This window comes from Citrobacter sp. CK199 (assembly GCF_030333285.1).
In the GTDB taxonomy this organism is placed as follows: domain Bacteria; phylum Pseudomonadota; class Gammaproteobacteria; order Enterobacterales; family Enterobacteriaceae; genus Citrobacter_B; species Citrobacter_B koseri.
The window spans coordinates 386914-407161 of sequence record NZ_JAOWGF010000029.1; the positions used below are offsets into that span (position 1 = coordinate 386914).

The 20248-nt window shown below is 54.5% G+C and carries 19 protein-coding genes and 1 other annotated feature; of the genes, 13 read left to right on the forward strand and 6 right to left on the reverse strand.

The window, feature by feature from the left end; all coding sequences use genetic code 11:
* Positions 1 to 45 precede the first annotated feature (45 nt).
* Positions 46 to 1428, forward strand: a complete 1383-nt coding sequence (radA, locus tag OGX75_RS20165) for a DNA repair protein RadA (protein ID WP_024130728.1) — start codon at positions 46 to 48, stop codon at positions 1426 to 1428.
* A gap of 138 nt (positions 1429 to 1566) precedes the next feature.
* Positions 1567 to 2799 carry a multifunctional transcriptional regulator/nicotinamide-nucleotide adenylyltransferase/ribosylnicotinamide kinase NadR gene (gene nadR / locus OGX75_RS20170; protein WP_286451536.1) on the forward strand — a complete coding sequence of 411 codons (1233 nt, stop codon included), beginning with the start codon at positions 1567 to 1569 and terminating at the stop codon, positions 2797 to 2799.
* 71 nt (positions 2800 to 2870) lie between these two features.
* Here the strand turns inward: nadR and ettA are convergent, their stop codons facing one another.
* Positions 2871 to 4538, reverse strand: a complete 1668-nt coding sequence (gene ettA, locus OGX75_RS20175) for an energy-dependent translational throttle protein EttA (protein ID WP_071257493.1) — start codon at positions 4536 to 4538, stop codon at positions 2871 to 2873.
* 214 nt (positions 4539 to 4752) lie between these two features.
* Here ettA and sltY point away from each other — a divergent pair, with 214 nt between their 5' ends.
* Together sltY and trpR are read left to right on the forward strand one after the other, a co-directional pair.
* Complete coding sequence (gene sltY / locus OGX75_RS20180; RefSeq protein ID WP_012134178.1) at positions 4753 to 6690, forward strand: murein transglycosylase; 1938 nt, start codon at positions 4753 to 4755, stop codon at positions 6688 to 6690.
* Between the two features lie 90 nt (positions 6691 to 6780).
* Positions 6781 to 7110, forward strand: coding sequence for a trp operon repressor (trpR, locus tag OGX75_RS20185; RefSeq protein ID WP_024130726.1), 330 nt, complete (start codon positions 6781 to 6783; stop codon positions 7108 to 7110).
* Positions 7111 to 7203: 93 nt separating this feature from the next.
* Here the strand turns inward: trpR and yjjX are convergent, their stop codons facing one another.
* Positions 7204 to 7719, reverse strand: coding sequence for an inosine/xanthosine triphosphatase (yjjX, locus tag OGX75_RS20190; protein WP_012134176.1), 516 nt, complete (start codon positions 7717 to 7719; stop codon positions 7204 to 7206).
* 51 nt (positions 7720 to 7770) lie between these two features.
* Between yjjX and gpmB the strand changes: the two genes are divergently transcribed.
* Complete coding sequence (gene gpmB / locus OGX75_RS20195; RefSeq protein ID WP_012134175.1) at positions 7771 to 8418, forward strand: 2,3-diphosphoglycerate-dependent phosphoglycerate mutase GpmB; 648 nt, start codon at positions 7771 to 7773, stop codon at positions 8416 to 8418.
* Here the strand turns inward: gpmB and robA are convergent.
* Positions 8415 to 9284, reverse strand: coding sequence for an MDR efflux pump AcrAB transcriptional activator RobA (gene robA, locus OGX75_RS20200; RefSeq protein WP_286451537.1), 870 nt, complete (start codon positions 9282 to 9284; stop codon positions 8415 to 8417). The two genes, gpmB and robA, sit on opposite strands and share 4 nt — an antisense overlap.
* A 211-nt stretch (positions 9285 to 9495) precedes the next feature.
* Between robA and creA the strand changes: the two genes are divergently transcribed.
* Positions 9496 to 9966: a protein CreA gene (creA, locus tag OGX75_RS20205; protein WP_024130725.1), complete on the forward strand. Its 471-nt coding sequence runs from the start codon at positions 9496 to 9498 to the stop codon at positions 9964 to 9966.
* 108 nt (positions 9967 to 10074) lie between these two features.
* Here creA and arcA read toward each other — a convergent pair whose 3' ends face one another.
* Positions 10075 to 10791 carry a two-component system response regulator ArcA gene (gene arcA, locus OGX75_RS20210; RefSeq protein ID WP_001194359.1) on the reverse strand — a complete coding sequence of 239 codons (717 nt, stop codon included), beginning with the start codon at positions 10789 to 10791 and terminating at the stop codon, positions 10075 to 10077.
* Positions 10792 to 10886: 95 nt separating this feature from the next.
* On the opposite strand from arcA, the gene yjjY reads away from it, so the two are divergent.
* The 7 genes from yjjY to OGX75_RS20245 all read left to right on the forward strand — a co-directional run bounded on the left by yjjY (position 10887) and on the right by OGX75_RS20245 (position 17683).
* The gene (gene yjjY / locus OGX75_RS20215) at positions 10887 to 11027 is read left to right on the forward strand and encodes a YjjY family protein (RefSeq protein WP_001541509.1); all 141 of its coding nucleotides are present in this window, start codon (positions 10887 to 10889) and stop codon (positions 11025 to 11027) included.
* Between the two features lie 398 nt (positions 11028 to 11425).
* The gene (locus tag OGX75_RS20220) at positions 11426 to 12112 is read left to right on the forward strand and encodes a tRNA/rRNA methyltransferase (protein ID WP_199976483.1); all 687 of its coding nucleotides are present in this window, start codon (positions 11426 to 11428) and stop codon (positions 12110 to 12112) included.
* A gap of 212 nt (positions 12113 to 12324) precedes the next feature.
* Positions 12325 to 12390, forward strand: a complete 66-nt coding sequence (thrL, locus tag OGX75_RS20225) for a thr operon leader peptide (RefSeq protein ID WP_060815970.1) — start codon at positions 12325 to 12327, stop codon at positions 12388 to 12390.
* Positions 12326 to 12446, forward strand: a sequence feature (Thr leader region). (Overlaps the previous gene by 65 nt.)
* A 25-nt stretch (positions 12447 to 12471) precedes the next feature.
* Entirely contained in the window at positions 12472 to 14934 is a 2463-nt protein-coding gene (gene thrA / locus OGX75_RS20230; RefSeq protein ID WP_286451538.1) for a bifunctional aspartate kinase/homoserine dehydrogenase I, read from the forward strand.
* 1 nt (position 14935) lies between these two features.
* Positions 14936 to 15865 carry a homoserine kinase gene (thrB, locus tag OGX75_RS20235; RefSeq protein ID WP_012134169.1) on the forward strand — a complete coding sequence of 310 codons (930 nt, stop codon included), beginning with the start codon at positions 14936 to 14938 and terminating at the stop codon, positions 15863 to 15865.
* 3 nt (positions 15866 to 15868) lie between these two features.
* Positions 15869 to 17155 (forward strand): threonine synthase, encoded by a 1287-nt coding sequence (gene thrC, locus OGX75_RS20240; RefSeq protein WP_049010528.1) that lies wholly within the window; start codon positions 15869 to 15871, stop codon positions 17153 to 17155.
* 237 nt (positions 17156 to 17392) lie between these two features.
* Positions 17393 to 17683, forward strand: coding sequence for a DUF2502 domain-containing protein (locus tag OGX75_RS20245; protein ID WP_012134167.1), 291 nt, complete (start codon positions 17393 to 17395; stop codon positions 17681 to 17683).
* Between the two features lie 98 nt (positions 17684 to 17781).
* On the opposite strand, the gene yaaA is transcribed toward OGX75_RS20245, so the two are convergent.
* Both yaaA and OGX75_RS20255 read right to left on the reverse strand, forming a co-directional pair.
* Complete coding sequence (gene yaaA / locus OGX75_RS20250; protein WP_110494699.1) at positions 17782 to 18558, reverse strand: peroxide stress protein YaaA; 777 nt, start codon at positions 18556 to 18558, stop codon at positions 17782 to 17784.
* A gap of 77 nt (positions 18559 to 18635) precedes the next feature.
* Positions 18636 to 20066, reverse strand: a complete 1431-nt coding sequence (locus OGX75_RS20255) for an alanine/glycine:cation symporter family protein (RefSeq protein WP_024130724.1) — start codon at positions 20064 to 20066, stop codon at positions 18636 to 18638.
* Positions 20067 to 20248: the final 182 nt, after the last annotated feature.

Consider the following 20248-nt stretch of genomic DNA (forward strand, 5'->3'; position numbering starts at 1 on the left):
AGCGCCAGCGCCATCCGGCAACTGCATGAAATAAAGAGGTAAACCGTGGCAAAAGCTCCAAAACGCGCCTTTGTTTGTAATGAATGCGGGGCCGATTATCCGCGCTGGCAGGGGCAATGCAGCGCCTGTCATGCCTGGAACACCATCACCGAGGTGCGTCTTGCCGCGTCGCCAACGGTGGCGCGTAATGAGCGACTCAGCGGCTATGCCGGTAACGCAGGTGTGGCAAAGGTGCAGAAATTGTCTGACATCAGCCTTGAGGAGCTGCCGCGTTTTTCCACCGGGTTTAAAGAGTTCGACCGTGTGCTGGGCGGCGGTGTCGTGCCCGGCAGCGCCATCCTGATCGGCGGCAACCCCGGTGCGGGGAAATCCACGCTGCTGCTGCAAACGCTTTGCAAACTGGCCGAGCAGATGAAAACCCTGTACGTCACGGGCGAAGAGTCCCTGCAACAGGTAGCGATGCGCGCGCATCGGCTGGGATTGCCGACGGCTAACATGAATATGCTGTCAGAAACCAGTATTGAACAGATCTGCCTGATTGCGGAAGAAGAACAACCGAAGCTGATGGTGATCGACTCCATCCAGGTGATGCATATGGCGGATATCCAGTCCTCGCCGGGCAGCGTGGCCCAGGTGCGTGAGACGGCCGCTTATCTGACGCGCTTTGCCAAAACGCGCGGCGTGGCTATCGTGATGGTTGGTCATGTAACCAAAGACGGCTCGCTGGCTGGCCCGAAGGTGCTGGAGCACTGCATTGACTGCTCGGTGCTATTGGATGGCGACGCTGACTCCCGCTTTCGCACGCTGCGTAGCCATAAAAACCGTTTTGGCGCGGTAAACGAGCTGGGCGTTTTTGCGATGACGGAGCAGGGGCTGCGTGAAGTCAGCAACCCGTCCGCAATTTTCTTAAGCCGTGGCGATGAGGTGACTTCCGGCAGTTCGGTCATGGTGGTGTGGGAAGGGACGCGCCCGCTGCTGGTAGAAATTCAGGCGCTGGTCGATCACTCGATGATGGCGAATCCGCGTCGCGTGGCGGTCGGTCTGGAACAAAACCGTCTGGCGATCCTGCTGGCGGTGCTGCACCGTCATGGCGGATTGCAGATGGCCGATCAGGATGTATTCGTCAATGTCGTGGGCGGCGTGAAGGTCACGGAGACCAGCGCGGATCTCGCGCTATTGCTGGCGATGGTCTCCAGCCTGCGCGACAGGCCGCTGCCGCAGGATCTGGTGGTGTTTGGCGAAGTGGGGCTGGCAGGGGAAATTCGCCCGGTGCCCAGCGGTCAGGAACGTATTTCTGAAGCGGCTAAACACGGTTTCCGCCGTGCTATCGTACCGGCTGCCAACGTGCCGAAAAAGCCGCCGGAAGGGATGCAGGTTTTTGGCGTTAAAAAGCTTGCGGATGCGTTAAGTGTGTTTGACGACTTATAATCATCTGTATGCACTGATGTTGTATAATTTGCCGGATAGCGACGCAGTGCGTCTTATCCGGCCTACGGATTGATGTTGTAGGCCTGATAAGCGAAGCGCCATCAGGCATTGTTACGCGTTTTTTAGCAGGAGGCTCTTGTGTCATCGTTCGACTATCTCAAAACCGCGATCAAGCAAAAGGGGTGTACCCTTCAACAGGTGGCGGATGCCAGCGGCATGACCAAAGGGTATTTGAGCCAACTTCTGAACGCGAAGATTAAAAGCCCCAGTGCGCAAAAGCTGGAGGCGCTGCATCGTTTTTTGGGGCTGGAGTTTCCCCGGCAGCGGAAAAACATCGGCGTGGTGTTTGGCAAGTTCTACCCCCTGCATACCGGGCATATCTATTTGATTCAGCGCGCCTGTAGCCAGGTGGATGAACTGCATATCATTATGGGTTATGACGATACCCGTGACCGCGAACTGTTTGAAGACAGCGCCATGTCGCAACAGCCTACCGTGTCGGATCGTCTGCGTTGGCTACTACAGACCTTTAAATATCAGAAGAATATTCGTATTCATGCCTTCAATGAGGAAGGGATGGAGCCGTACCCGCACGGCTGGGATGTGTGGAGCAACGGCATCAAAGCCTTTATGGAAGAGAAGGGGATTCAGCCCAACTGGATCTACACGTCCGAGGAAACCGATGCGCCGCAGTATCTCGAACACCTGGCTATTGAAACGGTGCTGGTCGATCCGAAACGAACCTTTATGAGTATCAGCGGGGCGCAGATCCGTGAAAACCCGTTCCGCTACTGGGAATACATTCCGACGGAAGTGAAGCCCTTTTTCGTGCGCACCGTGGCGATATTAGGCGGGGAGTCGAGCGGGAAATCCACGCTGGTGAACAAGCTCGCCAATATTTTTAATACCACCAGCGCGTGGGAGTACGGGCGCGACTATGTCTTCTCGCATCTGGGCGGTGACGAGATGGCGTTACAGTATTCTGATTACGATAAGATCGCGCTGGGCCATGCACAATATATTGATTTTGCGGTGAAATACGCCAATAAAGTGGCCTTTATCGATACCGATTTCGTTACCACGCAGGCCTTTTGTAAAAAATACGAAGGGCGCGAGCATCCGTTTGTACAGGCGTTGATCGATGAATACCGCTTTGATCTGGTGATCCTGCTGGAGAACAATACGCCCTGGGTCGCGGATGGCTTACGGAGTCTGGGCAGTTCGGTGGATCGTAAAGAGTTCCAGAATCTGCTGGTGGATATGCTGCGGGAGAACAACATCAATTTCGTCCACGTAGAAGAGGCCGATTACGATGGTCGATTTTTGCGCTGCGTGGAGTTAGTGAAAGAGATGATGGGCGAGCAGGGTTAAGCCTGAAGCGCCGGATGGCGGCCTACAAGGTGTAGGCCGGATAAGCGTAGCGCCATCCGGCATCTGATACATTACTTAGCGATACGCTTGTACTTGATACGCTTTGGCTCCAGCGCGTCGGCGCCCAGCGTGCGTTTCTTGTACTCTTCGTACTCGGTAAAGTTACCCTCGAAGAACTCCACCTTGCCTTCATCCTGGTAATCCAGAATGTGCGTGGCGATACGGTCGAGGAACCAACGGTCGTGCGAGATAACCATTGCACAGCCCGGGAACTCCAGCAGGGCGTTTTCCAGCGCGCGCAGGGTTTCGATATCCAGGTCGTTGGTCGGTTCATCGAGCAGCAGCATATTGCCGCCAACCTGCAACAGCTTCGCCAGATGCAGACGACCGCGCTCACCGCCGGACAGTTCGCCCACGCGTTTACCCTGATCGACGCCTTTGAAGTTAAAGCGGCCCACATAGGCGCGGCTTGGCATTTCGGTGTTGCCGATCTTCATGATATCCAGCCCGCCGGAAACTTCTTCCCACACGGTTTTGCTGTTATCCATCGCGTCACGGAACTGGTCAACGGAAGCCAGTTTTACGGTTTCCCCCAGCGTGATGGTGCCGCTATCCGGCTGTTCCTGACCGGACATCATGCGGAACAGGGTGGATTTACCCGCGCCGTTCGGACCGATGATGCCGACAATCGCGCCTTTCGGTACTGAGAAGCTGAGATCGTCGATCAGCAGGCGATCGCCGTAGGATTTACGCAGGTTGCTGACTTCAACGACCTTGTCGCCCAGACGTGGTCCAGGTGGAATAAACAGTTCGTTGGTTTCGTTACGTTTCTGGTATTCGGTGCTGTTCAGCTCTTCAAAGCGCGCCAGACGGGCTTTGCCTTTAGACTGACGGCCTTTAGCACCCTGACGCACCCACTCCAGCTCTTTCTCAATGGATTTACGGCGGGCCGCTTCCTGAGAGGCTTCCTGCGCCAGACGCTGATCTTTCTGTTCCAGCCAGGAGGAGTAGTTGCCTTCCCACGGAATTCCTTCGCCACGGTCAAGTTCGAGGATCCAGCCCGCCACGTTGTCGAGGAAGTAACGGTCGTGGGTAATCGCCACAACGGTGCCTTCGAAGTCGTGCAGGAAGCGTTCCAGCCACGCGACGGATTCCGCATCCAGGTGGTTGGTCGGTTCGTCGAGCAGCAGCATGTCCGGTTTTTCCAGCAGCAGACGGCACAGCGCGACGCGGCGGCGCTCACCACCGGAAAGATTCGCGATTTTGGCATCCCAGTCCGGCAGACGCAGGGCGTCAGCGGCGCGCTCCAGCTGTACGTTCAGGTTGTGGCCGTCATGCGCCTGGATGATCTCTTCCAGCTTGCCCTGTTCGGCGGCCAGCTTGTCAAAGTCCGCATCTGGATCGGCGTACAGCGCGTACACTTCATCCAGACGTTTCAGGGCGCCGACCACTTCAGCCACCGCCTCTTCGATCGATTCGCGAACGGTGTGTTCAGGGGTGAGCTGAGGTTCCTGCGGCAGGTAGCCAATTTTGATGCCTGGCTGTGGGCGAGCTTCGCCCTCAATATCTGTATCGATGCCAGCCATAATGCGCAGCAGGGTAGACTTACCGGCGCCGTTCAGACCCAGTACGCCGATTTTCGCCCCAGGGAAGAAGCTCAGCGAGATGTTTTTCAAAATATGACGTTTCGGCGGAACCACTTTGCCGACACGATGCATGGTATAAACGAATTGAGCCACGTTGGACTTCGCCTCTATAGGTTTATCGTGATGAAGAATAATTTTCAAAGGCGAAGTGTAGCCTTTTTCCCGGGCTAATCCCAGCCAGCAACTCTCACTCGCAATAAAAGTAAAAAAGTGTCCGTAACATGGCGCATTTAGCAATGTCTGGTTAGCATAAATTCATTACGCGGCATGATGCTGCATTGATGTATCACGACAAGAGGAAGAGCTTGTGGACAAAGCCAAACCATTTACCTGGCGTCTTATCGCCGCCAGCGTATGTCTGCTGACGGTAAGTCAGGCGGCGCGAGCGGATTCTCTGGATGAGCAGCGCAATCGCTATGCGCAAATCAAACAGGCCTGGGATAACCGACAGATGGATGTCGTTGAGCAGATGATGCCTGGCCTGAAGAATTACCCGCTGTATCCCTATCTTGAGTATCGCCAGATCACCGACGATCTGATGAACCAGCCTGCGGTCACCGTTACCCAGTTTGTGCGCGCCAACCCTACGCTTCCTCCTGCGCGTACGCTGCAATCGCGTTTCGTTAATGAGCTGGCGCGTCGTGAAGACTGGCGTGGACTGCTAGCGTTCAGCCCCGAGAAGCCGGGCACCACCGAAGCGCAATGTAATTACTACTACGCGAAATGGAATACCGGGCAGACGGAAGAGGCCTGGCAGGGGGCGAAAGCACTTTGGCTGACCGGGAAAAGCCAGCCGAACGCCTGTGACAAACTGTTCAGCGTCTGGCGCGCTTCCGGCACCCAGGACCCGCTGGCCTGGCTGGAGCGCATCCGCCTGGCGATGAAAGCAGGCAACACGGGGCTGGTAACGGTGCTGGCCGGGCAGATGCCTGCGCAGTACCAGACCATTGCTTCGGCGATCATCGCGCTGGCGAACGATCCCAATAGCGTGATGACTTTTGCGCGTACGACCGGCGCGACCGATTTTACCCGTCAGATGGCGGCAGTGGCCTTTGCCAGCGTCGCGCGTCAGGACGCAGAGAATGCGCGTTTGATGATCCCGTCACTGGTGCAGGCCCAGCAGCTTAATGAGGAGCAAACTCAGGAACTGCGCGATATCGTCGCCTGGCGGCTGATGGGGAACGATGTGACCGATGCGCAGGCGAAGTGGCGCGATGATGCGATTATGCGCTCGCAATCCACCACGCTGGTGGAACGCCGCGTGCGGATGGCGCTGGGCACCGGCGATCGGCGTGGGCTGAATACCTGGCTTGCCCGACTGCCGATGGAAGCGAAGGAGAAGGATGAATGGCGCTACTGGCAGGCGGATTTGTTGCTTGAGCGCGGGCGTGAGGCAGAGGCAAAAGAGATCCTCCATGCGCTGATGCAACAGCGTGGTTTCTACCCGATGGTCGCCGCACAAAAGCTGGGTGAAGCGTATGTGCTGAAGATCGACAAAGCGCCGACGACAGTGGACGCTTCGCTTACGCAGGGCGCGGAAATGGCGCGAGTACGCGAACTGATGTACTGGAACCTGGATAATACGGCGCGCAGCGAGTGGGCGAATCTGGTCTCCAGCAGGACGAAGTCGGAGCAGGCGCAGCTGGCGCGTTATGCCTTCAATAACCACTGGTGGGATCTGAGCGTACAGGCGACGATCGCAGGAAAACTGTGGGATCATCTGGAAGAGCGTTTCCCGCTGGCGTACAAGGATCTTTTCGCCCGTTACACCGGCGGCAAAGCGATCTCGCAAAGTTACGCTATGGCGATTGCGCGTCAGGAGAGCGCCTGGAATCCGAAAGTGAAATCCCCGGTAGGAGCCAGCGGTCTGATGCAAGTTATGCCGGGCACGGCGACGCATACGGTGAAAATGTTCTCGATACCGGGCTACAGCAGCCCCAGCCAGCTGCTTGACCCGGAGACGAACATCAACATTGGCACCAGTTACCTGCAATACGTTTATCAACAGTTTGGTAATAACCGTATTTTCTCTTCAGCGGCTTACAATGCCGGGCCGGGGCGTGTTCGTACCTGGCTTGGCAACAGCGCAGGGCGCATCGACGCCGTCGCGTTTGTTGAAAGTATTCCGTTCTCAGAAACGCGGGGCTACGTGAAGAACGTGCTGGCTTATGATGCCTACTATCGCTACTTCATGGGCGATAAACCAACGTTGATGAATGACGCAGAATGGCAGCGCCGTTACTGATCGCATCGGTTATGTTATGCTATCGTACTCGTTAAAGAGTACAATCGGGGGAGGCAGATACGTTTCCCCCTGCAACGATGGCGACATTCTATGACTCAGCAATCACCCTATTCAGCAGCGATGGCAGAACAGCGTCACCAGGAGTGGTTACGCTTTGTTGAGCTGCTCAAGCACGCTTGTGCGGAAGACCTGCATCTTCCCTTACTCAATTTGATGCTGACGCCGGATGAGCGTGAGGCGCTGGGAACGCGCGTGCGTATCATTGAAGAGTTGTTACGCGGTGAAATGAGCCAGCGCGAGCTTAAAAATGAGCTGGGGGCGGGCATCGCCACCATTACGCGCGGTTCCAACAGCCTGAAATCCGCACCGGTAGAGTTACGCCAGTGGCTGGAGCAGGTGTTGCTCAAGAGCGAAAGGTAATTTCGCCTGATGGCGCTACGCTTATCAGGCCTACAGAAACGGTGAACGTAGGCCGGATAAGGCGAAGCCGCCATCCGGCGTGGATCGCGAGCCCTACCGATACACCGCATTATGAAACGGACTGAGCGCCAGAATCACCGCCTGGTGATAAACGCTGGAGCGGGTCAGTTTTCCGGCGGTAAACACCCCGATAGCCCCCTCTTTACGGCCAATCTCATCAATACCGGTATACTGCGACATCACCGGGCCGAGCGCTTCGCCCTGACGAACTTTTTCAAGGATAACAGCAGGAAGCGGCAGCGTTGCCGATCGCGCCTCGCCTCGCTGGGCGGCATTCTCTATCACCACCCAACTGAACGTACTGTCATCATCAATCCCCGCTTCGATAGCCACCCAAAAATCGGCCTGAGGACGCAGACAGCGCGCATTTTCTACCCGATTCCGTGCGCCAGCGCGCGTTTCCTGACTTCCAAAAGGTTGTTCCGGCACGCCGCTCTCGACGGAGACGGACTCAATATGGCAGGATCCTTCACCGAAAATCTCGTTAAATGCTTGCAGAATTGCCTGAATTTTAGCGGGATTGGTGGTTGCTGAGACAACATGGTGCATAATCAGAATTACTCAGAAATGAATGTCATCGCAGTATAACGGATAAAAAGCATGTTACAGGTATACCTTGTTCGCCACGGTGAAACGCAGTGGAACGCCGAGCGACGTATTCAAGGCCAGTCTGACAGTCCGCTGACCGCTAAAGGTGAGCAACAAGCTATGCAAGTGGGAGAACGCGCCAGAACGCTCGGCATCACCCATATCGTCAGTAGCGATCTCGGTCGCACCCGCCGCACGGCTGAAATCATCGCCCAGGCATGCGGTTGCGATATCACTTTCGACGCCCGTCTGCGTGAGCTGGACATGGGCGTGCTGGAAAAACGGCACATCGACACCCTCACCGAAGAAGAAGAGAACTGGCGTCGCCAGTTAGTGAACGGCACGGTTGACGGGCGCATTCCTGATGGCGAATCCATGCAGGAACTGAGCGATCGCGTCAATGCCGCTCTCGCGTCCTGTCTGGAACTGCCGCAGGGCAGCCGCCCGCTGCTGGTCAGTCACGGTATCGCGCTGGGTTGCCTGGTCAGCACCATTCTGGGATTACCGGCCTGGGCGGAGCGTCGGTTACGTCTGCGTAACTGCTCTATTTCCCGCGTCGATTATCAGGAAAGTTTGTGGCTGGCGCCTGGTTGGGTCGTTGAAACGGCAGGGGACGTCTCGCATCTCGATGCCCCTGCGTTAGATGAGCTACAGCGTTAACGGCGAACGGGGATCAGGAATTCGCAACGCAGGTTAATAGGGCGACCGCCTGTTTTGGTATCTTCTGCCGGGTAGTATCGCTCTATATCCTGCCCTTTACGGCGGGTCAGGTTCAGCATCGGCATACAGGTGCCGTATACCGTCAGGATAAACTCCTGTACCCCGGTTCCTAAACCTTCGTAGGTGAACATCACATATTCGCCGCCCTGTAGGGTAACAGGCTGCGCTGACGGCACATACCCGTTGGCATGTTCTTGCGGTAGCGCGGTGGTGTAGAACACCTCCTGTTCGTCATCTTTCTCCAGGCTGGGGCGCGTTTCGTTAAGGCCGTAGAGCAGCGGAGGAATCGTTGGCGCCTGGCTGAGAAAGTCTTGCCAGAACTGTACGCGCATTTCGTGTCGAAAATCGGAGATTTGCTCCAGCGAACAGGAATAGCTCTGGGTGGTGCCGAGCAGTTGCGTATCTTCCAGGGTGACAAACTGATGCTCAGGCATGGCGAACTCACCCAGACGCATCGGCGGACGAATGCCAAAGGCGCTCCATTCTGGAGAACGGCGATATAACGCCGGCGTCTGAGAGAACTGCTTTTTAAACGCGCGGGTAAAGGTTTGCTGAGAATCGAAGCGGTACTGCAACGCGATATCCAGAATCGGACGCGCCGTCAGGCGCAGGGCCACGGCGGATTTAGATAAGCGGCGAGCGCGGATGTAAGCGCCAATAGCATGGCCCGTCACGTCCTTAAACATTCTTTGCAGGTGCCACTTGGAATAACCTGCTTTTGCCGCCACATTGTCAAGCGACAGAGGCTGATCCAGATGGCCTTCCAGCCAGGTTAAGAGGTCGCGAATAATGCCAGCCTGATCCATAAAATATCCTCATCCTTTCCACAACGAGCACCTGACATCAGGTAAGTGGATAATAGCATTTTTTGCTGTTTTAGCATTCGGTGTTTTTTTTGCTCATCTGTGCTTTTTTGGGGCACACTAAAGCATGATTATTCTAATCCTGTGATCTGTAAACAGTTTATCCAGACGTGTCGAATAATTGCGCAGTGTAACTTTTATGAATGGTAACAATATGAAATACAAGAGCTTAATACTTTCCTCAATTCTGTTGATGCTGGGGCAGTTTGCGCATGCAGAACAGGTGGGTTCCGTCGATACCGTATTTAAAATGTTTGGGCCTGACCATAAAATCGTCGTCGAAGCGTTTGACGATCCCGACGTCAAAAATGTGACGTGCTATGTAAGTCGGGCGAAAACGGGGGGGATTAAAGGCGGCCTGGGACTGGCCGAAGATACCTCCGACGCGGCGATCTCCTGTCAGCAGGTAGGGCCGATTGAGCTGAGCGATAAAATTAAGAACGGGAAAGCGCAAGGGGATGTCGTTTTCCAGAAGCGCACGTCGCTGGTGTTTAAAAAATTACAGGTCGTGCGTTTTTATGATGCCAAACGCAATACGCTGGCGTATCTGGCCTATTCTGACAAGGTCGTTGAAGGGTCGCCAAAAAATGCCATAAGCGCGGTGCCCGTTATGCCGTGGCGGTAACGTTCCTGACGCGTCTCTGGAAGTGATTCCCGTTCAGGTCGGATAAACCATTGACAGACAATAAAAAACGGCGCGTTTTGCGCCGTTTTTGCTGCCGGTGGTAACCGATTAGTCCTGTAGATCACCGCAGAAACGGTAACCTTCACCGTGAATGGTCGCGATGATTTCCGGGGTATCCGGCGTGGATTCGAAATGTTTACGAATACGACGGATAGTCACGTCAACAGTACGGTCATGCGGCTTCAGCTCGCGACCGGTCATTTTCTTCAGCAGTTCTGCACGAGACTGGATCTTGCCCGGGTTCTCGCAGAAGTGAAGCATGGCGCGGAATTCGCTGCGTGGCAGTTTGTACTGCTCACCATCTGGGCCGATCAAAGAACGGCTGTTGATATCGAGTTCCCAACCGTTGAACTTGTAGCTTTCGACGCTACGGCGCTCTTCGCTGACCGTACCCAGATTCATAGTACGGGACAGCAGGTTGCGCGCACGGATAGTCAGTTCGCGTGGGTTAAACGGCTTGGTGATGTAATCGTCTGCGCCGATTTCGAGGCCGAGGATTTTATCGACTTCGTTATCGCGGCCAGTCAGGAACATCAACGCAACGTTAGCCTGTTCGCGCAGTTCACGCGCTAACAGAAGACCGTTTTTCCCTGGCAGGTTGATATCCATGATCACCAGGTTGATGTCATATTCAGAGAGGATCTGATGCATTTCCGCGCCATCTGTCGCTTCGAATACATCATAGCCTTCCGCTTCGAAAATACTTTTCAACGTGTTGCGTGTTACCAACTCGTCTTCAACGATAAGAATGTGCGGGGTCTGCATGTTTGCTACCTAAATTGCCAACTAAATCGAAACAGGAAGTACAAAAGTCCCTGACCTGCCTGATGCATGTCGCAAATTAACATGATCGGCGTAACATGACTAAAGTACGTAATTGCGTTCTTGATGCACTTTCCATCAACGTCAACAACATCATTAGCTTGGTCGTGGGTACTTTCCCTTTGGACCCGACAGTGTCAAAAACGGCTGTCATCCTAACCATTTTAACAGCAACATAACAGGCTAAGACGTACCGGACACCCAATAAAACTACGCTTCGTTGACATATATCAAGTTCAATTGTAGCACGTTAACAGTTTGATGAAATCATCGTATCCAAATGCTAGCGTTCATCACAAATTTGCAATAATCCAACTAGTTGCGCATGCCAACTAATAAATGTAATGAATCCAATAGGTGTGATTCATTCTAAATTAAATTATCCTAAATAAACAGAAGGATATGTAGTATTTCTTAACATAAAACGCAATAGTAAAGATAAGAAATAGTTTAGTGCCTTTTACTGAATGTGAAATGGTTTTTCAACGATTTTCGTTAAAAAATTGTAAATTCGTGCTGCGTAATATGTTGACATTGGTCACATTATTGCCAGCGGCTGGTCAAAAAGAGAATCGAAATGCGTGTAACAATTATTCTGGTCGCGCCGGCCAGAGCGGAAAATATTGGCGCGGCGGCACGGGCAATGAAGACGATGGGTTTTGGCGATATGCGTATTGTCGACAGCCAGGCGCACCTGGAGCCGGCGACCCGTTGGGTCGCACATGGTTCCGCTGATGTTATTGATAATATTAGTGTTTATCCAACGCTGGCGGAAGCGCTGCACGATGTTGATTTCACTGTCGCCACCACGGCCCGCAGTCGCGCGAAGTTCCACTACTACGCAACGCCCGCAGAACTGCTGCCGCTGTTGCAGGAAAAATCGCAGTGGATGAACCATGCGGCGCTGGTTTTTGGCCGGGAAGATTCGGGCCTGACGAATGAAGAACTGGCGCTGGCGGACGTTTTAACCGGCGTGCCAATGGTTGCTGATTATCCTTCACTCAATTTAGGGCAGGCAGTAATGGTGTATTGCTATCAATTAGCAGGTTTAATGCAACAATCGGCGAAACAAGCAGAGGTGACTGACGCGCCTCAATTGCAGGCGTTACGCACACGCGTTTCGCAGTTACTGGCGACGCTGGATGTTGCTGATGACATCAAACTGGCGGACTGGCTGCAACAACGACTGGGGCTGTCAGGGCAGCGCGACACGGCCATGCTGCACCGTTTATTGCATGATATTGAGAAAAATATAACAAAATAAAATCTTGTTGAATTGCTTGATGTGAGATTTTAAATCTGGTTTCAAGAGGTTGCTTCATTCCGTATTGGTTGAAAATAAATGCGCAAGCAGCAGCTCGTGAACATGTTGCGGAATGTGATCAAATTAAAAATTTATTGACTTAGGTCACGAGATACTTTAACCCTTTAAAGATACAAGACAGACAGATAATAATTACAGAGTACACAACATCCATGAATCGCATCAGCACCACCATTACCACAACCATCACCATTACCACAGGTAACGGTGCGGGCTGACGCGTACAGGAAACACAGAAAAAAGCCCGCACCTGAACAGTGCGGGCTTTTTTTTCGACCAAAGGTAACGAGGTAACAACCATGCGAGTGTTGAAGTTCGGCGGTACATCAGTGGCAAATGCAGAGCGCTTTCTGCGTGTTGCCGATATTCTGGAAAGCAATGCCAGGCAGGGGCAGGTAGCGACTGTTCTCTCTGCCCCCGCCAAAATTACTAACCATCTGGTGGCGATGATTGAAAAGACCATCAGCGGTCAGGAGGCTTTACCGAATATCAGCGATGCCGAACGTATTTTTTCCGAACTTCTTACGGGTCTTGCAGCCGCTCAGCCGGGGTTCCCGCTGGCGCAGTTGAAAGTTTTCGTTGAGCAAGAATTTGCGCAAATCAAACATATCCTGCACGGAATCAGCCTGCTGGGCCAGTGCCCGGATAGCATCAATGCTGCGCTGATCTGCCGTGGCGAGAAGATGTCGATCGCGATCATGGCTGGCCTGCTGGAAGCGCGCGGTCATGGCGTGACGGTTATCGATCCGGTCGAAAAATTGTTGGCGGTCGGGCATTACCTCGAATCGACCGTTGATATCGTCGAATCTACGCGCCGTATCGTGGCGGGCCGCATTCCGGCTGACCACATGGTGCTGATGGCAGGTTTCACCGCCGGTAACGAAAAAGGCGAGCTGGTCGTGCTGGGCCGCAACGGTTCTGATTACTCCGCTGCGGTGTTGGCTGCCTGCTTACGCGCCGACTGTTGTGAGATCTGGACTGACGTCGACGGCGTGTATACCTGCGATCCGCGCCAGGTGCCGGACGCCAGGTTGCTGAAGTCGATGTCCTATCAGGAGGCGATGGAGCTTTCTTACTTCGGCGCCAAAGTCCTTCATCCTCGCACCATCACCCCCATTGCCCAGTTCCAAATCCCATGCCTGATTAAAAACACCGGAAACCCGCAAGCCCCTGGTACGCTGATCGGCGCCAGCGTCGATGAAGACGAACTGCCGGTGAAAGGGATCTCGAACCTGAACAATATGGCGATGTTCAGCGTTTCCGGCCCTGGAATGAAAGGGATGATCGGGATGGCGGCGCGTGTCTTCGCGGCAATGTCCCGCGCGGGGATCTCCGTGGTGCTGATCACGCAATCCTCTTCTGAATACAGCATCAGTTTCTGCGTACCGCAGGGCGACTGCGCGCGGGCCCAGCGTGCAATGCAGGATGAGTTCTACCTGGAACTGAAAGAAGGGTTGCTGGAACCGCTGGCGGTGACTGAACGTCTGGCGATCATCTCGGTGGTTGGCGACGGTATGCGCACGCTGCGTGGCATTTCGGCGAAGTTCTTTGCGGCGCTGGCGCGCGCGAATATCAATATTGTCGCGATTGCGCAGGGCTCGTCCGAACGATCGATTTCGGTGGTCGTGAATAACGATGACGTCACAACGGGCGTACGTGTTACCCACCAGATGCTGTTCAACACCGATCAGGTGATTGAAGTGTTCGTTATCGGCGTTGGCGGCGTTGGCGGCGCGTTACTTGAGCAACTGAAACGCCAGCAGTCCTGGCTGAAAAACAAGCATATCGACCTGCGTGTTTGTGGCGTGGCGAATTCGAAAGCGCTGTTGACCAATGTGCATGGCCTGAACCTGGATAACTGGCAGGCGGAACTGGCGGAAGCGAAAGAACCGTTTAATTTAGGGCGCTTAATTCGCCTGGTGAAAGAGTATCACCTGCTTAACCCGGTTATTGTCGACTGTACCTCCAGCCAGGCGGTGGCGGATCAATACGCCGACTTCCTGCGTGAAGGCTTCCATGTGGTAACGCCGAACAAAAAAGCCAACACGTCGTCGATGGATTACTACCATCAACTGCGTTTTGCCGCGGCGAAATCCCGACGTAAGTTCCTGTACGACACCAACGTAGGCGCGGGCTTACCGGTTATCGAGAACCTGCAAAACCTGCTGAACGCGGGTGACGAACTGCAACACTTCTCCGGTATCCTGTCTGGATCGCTCTCTTTTATTTTCGGCAAGCTGGATGAAGGCATGAGCCTTTCGGCCGCGACCACGATGGCGCGCGAGTTGGGCTATACCGAACCCGATCCGCGTGACGATCTTTCCGGGATGGATGTGGCGCGCAAATTGCTGATCCTCGCCCGTGAAACGGGACGTGAGCTGGAACTGTCCGATATCGTGATTGAGCCGGTGCTGCCGGAAGGTTTCGACGATTCCGGCGATGTCGCCACGTTTATGACCAATCTGCCGCAGCTTGACGACGCGTTTGCCGCCCGCGTGGCGAAAGCCCGTGATGAAGGCAAAGTATTGCGCTATGTTGGCAACATTGAAGACGACGGCGTGTGTCGCGTGAAGATCGCCGAGGTTGACGGCAACGATCCGCTGTTTAAAGTGAAAAACGGGGAGAATGCGCTGGCGTTTTACAGTCACTATTATCAACCGCTGCCGCTGGTTCTGCGCGGTTACGGTGCGGGGAATGATGTGACGGCGGCGGGTGTTTTTGCCGATCTGCTGCGCACCCTTTCATGGAAGTTAGGAGTCTAAAATGGTGAAAGTCTATGCTCCGGCTTCCAGTGCCAATATGAGCGTCGGATTTGATGTGCTTGGGGCGGCCGTCACGCCGGTTGATGGCTCACTGCTGGGCGATGTGGTCTCGGTGGATGCGGCAGAAAGCTTCACGCTGAATAATTTAGGGCGTTTTGCCGACAAGTTGCCGTCAGCGCCGCGTGAAAATATCGTTTATCAGTGCTGGGAGCGTTTTTGCCAGGAGTTGGGTAAACAGATTCCGGTGGCGATGACGCTGGAAAAGAACATGCCGATTGGCTCCGGGTTAGGGTCCAGCGCCTGTTCCGTGGTCGCCGCGCTGGTGGCGATGAATGAGTTCTGTGGCAAACCGCTGAACGACACGCGTCTGCTGGCGATCATGGGGGAACTGGAAGGGCGTATCTCTGGCAGCATTCATTACGATAACGTCGCGCCGTGCTTTCTCGGCGGCATGCAGTTGATGATCGAAGAAAACGGCATTATCAGCCAGCAGGTGCCAGGATTTGATGAGTGGCTGTGGGTACTGGCCTATCCGGGGATTAACGTTTCGACGGCTGAAGCGCGGGCGATTTTACCCGCGCAGTATCGCCGTCAGGACTGTATCGCCCACGGGCGGCATCTGGCCGGGTTTATTCATGCCTGCTATTCCCGTCAGCCGCAGCTTGCTGCGAAGCTGATGAAGGATGTGATTGCCGAACCGTACCGCGCTCGTCTGCTGCCGGGCTTCAGCCAGGCGCGTCAGGCGGTGGCGGAAATTGGCGCGCTGGCCAGCGGTATTTCCGGGTCCGGGCCGACGCTTTTCGCGCTCTGTGATAAGCCGGATACGGCGCAGCGTGTAGCAGACTGGCTGGGTAAAAATTACCTGCAAAATCAGGAAGGCTTTGTTCATATTTGTCAGCTGGATACGGCGGGCGCACGAGTACTGGGATAAACAATGAAACTCTACAATCTGAAAGATCATAATGAGCAGGTCAGCTTTGCGCAGGCCGTTACGCAGGGGCTTGGCAAGAATCAGGGGCTCTTTTTCCCGCACGACCTGCCGGAATTTAGCCTGACTGAAGTTGATGAGATGCTGAATCAGGACTTTGTGAGTCGTAGCGCAAAGATCCTTTCCGCGTTTATCGGGGATGAGATCCCGCAGGAAATCTTAGAAGAGCGCGTCCGTAAGGCATTCGCTTTTCCGGCGCCGGTGCGTCAGGTGGAAGGCGATGTCGGGTGCCTGGAGTTGTTCCACGGCCCGACGCTGGCCTTTAAGGATTTTGGCGGTCGCTTTATGGCGCAAATGCTGACGCACATCAGCGGCGACAAACCGGTGACTATCCTGACGGCGACCTCTGGCGATACCGGCGCGGCAGTTGCTCACGCATTCTACGGTTTGAAAAATGTACGCGTCGTGATCCTCTACCCACGCGGCAAGATCAGCCCGTTGCAGGAAAAACTGTTCTGTACGCTGGGCGGCAACATCGAAACGGTTGCGATTGACGGTGATTTCGATGCCTGCCAGGCGCTGGTAAAACAGGCGTTTGATGATGAAGAACTGAAGGCGGCGCTGGGGCTGAATTCGGCGAACTCCATCAACATCAGCCGTCTGCTGGCGCAGATTTGCTATTACTTTGAAGCGGTCGCTCAACTGCCGCAGGACGCGCGTAATCAGTTAGTGATTTCCGTGCCCAGCGGTAACTTTGGCGACCTGACGGCGGGGCTGCTGGCGAAGTCGCTCGGCCTGCCGGTGAAACGCTTTATCGCCGCTACTAACGTCAACGATACGGTGCCGCGCTTCCTGAAAGAGGGGCAGTGGTCGCCAAAAGCGACGCAGGCTACCTTGTCGAACGCGATGGATGTCAGCCAGCCCAATAACTGGCCGCGTGTGGAAGAGCTGTTCCGCCGTAAAATATGGCGTCTGACGGAGTTGGGCTACGCTGCGGTTGACGATGAGACGACGCAGGAGACCATGCGCGAACTGAAAGCGGCAGGTTATACCTCTGAACCGCACGCTGCCGTGGCGTACCGCGCGCTGCGTGATCAGCTGCATCCGGGGGAGTATGGCTTGTTCCTCGGGACTGCGCATCCGGCGAAATTCAAAGAGAGTGTGGAGGCGATTCTTGGTGAAACATTGGATCTGCCAAAAGAGCTGGCGGATCGTGCCGATCTGCCGCTGCTCTCGCATAATCTGCCTGCCGATTTTGCCGAATTGCGTAAGCTGATGATGACACGCGGCTAACAGTTGTGCCCGGTGGCGCTTCGGGGCTATTGTAGCTAATGTAGGCCGGATAAGGCGTTAGCCGCCATCCGGCTTTTTTATGGAGAAAATAAGGAGAAATTTAGCAGGTAAAAAGGAGTAATTCTCAATAAATGCGGTAACTTAGAGATTAGGATTGCAGAGAATAACAACCCGCGTTCTCATCAAGTAATCTCCTTTCATCGACCCAAATCGGGCAATGGTAAAAAGGAGTACCTCATGAACAAGTTGAAACCCGTGCTTCTTGCACTTTCCATGATGCTGGTGGCTCCCCTCGCAGCACAGGCTGCCGAAATTACTCTCGTACCGGCAGTTAAACTTCAGATTGGCGATCGCGATAACCACGGTAACTACTGGGATGGCGGTCACTGGCGCGACCACGGCTGGTGGCAGAAGCATTATGAGTGGCGAGAAAACCGCTGGCAGCCGCATGGACCACGTCCGCAACCGCATCATAATAAGCATGACGAGCATCGTCATGATGATCGCCGCGACGACCACCGCCATTAAGTACGCAGGCCTGATAAGCGTAGCGCTATCAGGCAGTTATGCGATTTTAGCGCCGGATAGCTACAAAAGGCGTCTTATCCGGCCTGCGCTTCAGGGCATCAGTTTTGCTCGTGGCGTTTAAACACCAGTTCGCCTTTTCCTGACGCTTGCTCATCATAGAAATAGCCTTCGCTGTTAAATGCGGTGAGCTGTTCCGGCTTCGTCAGCCGGTTTTCAATGATGTAACGGCTCATCAGGCCGCGCGCTTTTTTGGCGTAGAAGCTGATAACTTTGAATTTGCCGTTTTTCTCGTCAAGGAACACAGGCTTGATAATCTCCGCATTCAGCTGCTTCGGCTTCACGGATTTATAATATTCATCCGAGGCCAGGTTGATGACGATTTTATCGCCTTGCGCAGCCAGCGCTTCGTTCAGCTTATCGGTAATCACATCGCCCCAGAACTGATAAAGGTCTTTCCCTTTGGCGTTCTCAAGGCGAATGCCCATCTCCAGACGGTAAGGCTGCATCAGATCCAGCGGACGCAGGACGCCGTACAACCCGGAAAGCATACGCAAATGCTGCTGCGCGAAATCAAAATCGGCTTCGCTGAACGTTTCCGCCTGTAGTCCGGTATAGACGTCGCCTTTAAACGCCAGAATCGCCTGGCGGGCGTTTTCAGGGGAGAAGTCAGGCTGCCAGTCATGAAAACGGGTGGCATTCAGATCGGCCAGTTTGTCGCTAATGCCCATTAGCTTGCCAATCTGCGGCGCCGAGAGCTTGCGCGCCTCGCGGATCAACTGCTGGGAGTAATCCAGCAGTTCAGGCCGCGTATAGCGCGTCGTGGCCAGCGGGCTTTGGTAATCGAGCGTTTTTGCAGGTGAAATCAGAATCAGCATATCCAGTCCTTGCAGGAGATTTACTGCGACTTTAGCAAAAAAACCGACCGATTTGATCGATGGTTGTGATTGCCGCGCTAGTGACGCGGCAACTCATCCCATGTATCCGGCGCCAGTTGTTGCTCAATTTCAGGGTAGCGGAACGGGTCGAACACGGGTTGTACGCCGAGCTTACGCTGTCGCAGATAGTCGCTGGCGATCGTATGCACCACCGGCGAGAGCAGCAGAATCGCCGTCAGGTTGGTGATGGCCATACAGGCCATAATAATGTCGGCCAACTGCCAGACGAGCGGAAAGCTGAGTAACGTGCCCGCCACGACCATCCCGACGGTGACAATACGCAGCGCCCAGCGCATTCGCAGACTGTCCAGACGCAGAAAAATCAGGTTATTTTCGGCGTAAACGTAGTTGGCGACAATCGAGCTGAAGGCGAACAACACCACAATAAACGCGACAAGGCTTGCGCCCCATTCGCCGGTCAGTGAAATCATTGCCTGTTGCACCAGCTGGATGCCTTCCGTTGGCATATGCGAGGCGCCATTGCCTGCCAGCAGAATAATCATCGCGCTGGCGGTGCAGATAATAATGGTATCGGTAAAGACGCCGATCATCTGCACAATTCCCTGCGCGGCAGGGTGCGGCGGCCAGGATGAAGCGGCGGCCGCAATGTTAGGCGCAGAACCCATTCCCGCTTCGTTGGAGAACATGCCGCGCTGGAAACCGCTGGTAATCGCCTGGCTGAGCGTATACCCAGCCGCCCCGGCAGTGGCTTCCTGCCAGCCGAATGCGCTTTTCACAATCGACGCGATAATGTCGGGCAGCTGTTCGATGTGCCAGAGGCAAATCACTAAACCGGTGAGCGTCCACAGAAGGGCCATCGCAGGGACGAACCATTGCATGAGTTTTGCGACATCTTTAATGCCGCGAACGATGACAAAAAAGGCCGCCAGCGCCAGCACGATACCGGAGATAATGGGCGGTATGTCAAAGGCAAAAGCGAGCGCCCGCGAGACGGAGTTCGCCTGTACGCTATTAAAAATCAGACCATACGCAATGAGTAAGAAAATCGCGAAGAGAACGCCCATCCAGCGCATACCCAGACCACGCGCCATATACCATGCCGGGCCGCCGCGATACTGTCCTGTGCTGTCGCGCTCTTTGTAGAGCTGGGCCAGAGAGCATTCGGCAAACGAGGTCGCCATGCCGATAAGCGCAGATACCCACATCCAGAATACGGCGCCTGGCCCGCCTGCGGCGATGGCCAACGCAACGCCTGCCAGGTTGCCGCTGCCAATACGCGCGGCAAGGCTGGTACACAGCGCCTGAAATGACGTAAGCCCGCCCGGCTGGGGATGTATGCTGTTTTTAAGACTTTTGCCAAACTGGCGGATATAGCGAAACTGAACGAATCCGGTACGGTAAGTAAACCAAAAACCTGCGCCAAGCAGGAGGTAGATCATTACCGAACCCCAGAGTATTTCATTAATAAAGGCGAAGAAATCAGGCATTAACATCCCTCTTGTTGATGCCGGTACGCTTTTGGGTTCCAGTGTAAGCGTTACCAATTCACGAATAGTATAGACCCTGTCAGGCTATTGAATGGGGGGAGTCTACCATACTATATGGCAATATCCTTTAATTGCGCGCAGCCCTGGCGAGGGGCTGAAAAGGGGGCAAACAAAGAGGGGTA

Bases quoted from the DNA above. Each gene is read 5' to 3' on its own strand.
- robA (WP_286451537.1), bottom strand. From the start codon at position 9,284: ATGGATCAGGCTGGCATTATTCGCGACCTCTTAACCTGGCTGGAAGGC.
- gpmB (WP_012134175.1), top strand. From the start codon at position 7,771: ATGTTACAGGTATACCTTGTTCGCCACGGTGAAACGCAGTGGAACGCC.
- yjjX (WP_012134176.1), bottom strand. From the start codon at position 7,719: ATGCACCATGTTGTCTCAGCAACCACCAATCCCGCTAAAATTCAGGCA.
- OGX75_RS20220 (WP_199976483.1), top strand. From the start codon at position 11,426: ATGCGTGTAACAATTATTCTGGTCGCGCCGGCCAGAGCGGAAAATATT.
- OGX75_RS20255 (WP_024130724.1), bottom strand. From the start codon at position 20,066: ATGCCTGATTTCTTCGCCTTTATTAATGAAATACTCTGGGGTTCGGTA.
- arcA (WP_001194359.1), bottom strand. From the start codon at position 10,791: ATGCAGACCCCGCACATTCTTATCGTTGAAGACGAGTTGGTAACACGC.
- thrC (WP_049010528.1), top strand. From the start codon at position 15,869: ATGAAACTCTACAATCTGAAAGATCATAATGAGCAGGTCAGCTTTGCG.
- yaaA (WP_110494699.1), bottom strand. From the start codon at position 18,558: ATGCTGATTCTGATTTCACCTGCAAAAACGCTCGATTACCAAAGCCCG.
- creA (WP_024130725.1), top strand. From the start codon at position 9,496: ATGAAATACAAGAGCTTAATACTTTCCTCAATTCTGTTGATGCTGGGG.
- OGX75_RS20245 (WP_012134167.1), top strand. From the start codon at position 17,393: ATGAACAAGTTGAAACCCGTGCTTCTTGCACTTTCCATGATGCTGGTG.
- thrB (WP_012134169.1), top strand. From the start codon at position 14,936: ATGGTGAAAGTCTATGCTCCGGCTTCCAGTGCCAATATGAGCGTCGGA.
- thrA (WP_286451538.1), top strand. From the start codon at position 12,472: ATGCGAGTGTTGAAGTTCGGCGGTACATCAGTGGCAAATGCAGAGCGC.
- trpR (WP_024130726.1), top strand. From the start codon at position 6,781: ATGACTCAGCAATCACCCTATTCAGCAGCGATGGCAGAACAGCGTCAC.
- yjjY (WP_001541509.1), top strand. From the start codon at position 10,887: ATGACTAAAGTACGTAATTGCGTTCTTGATGCACTTTCCATCAACGTC.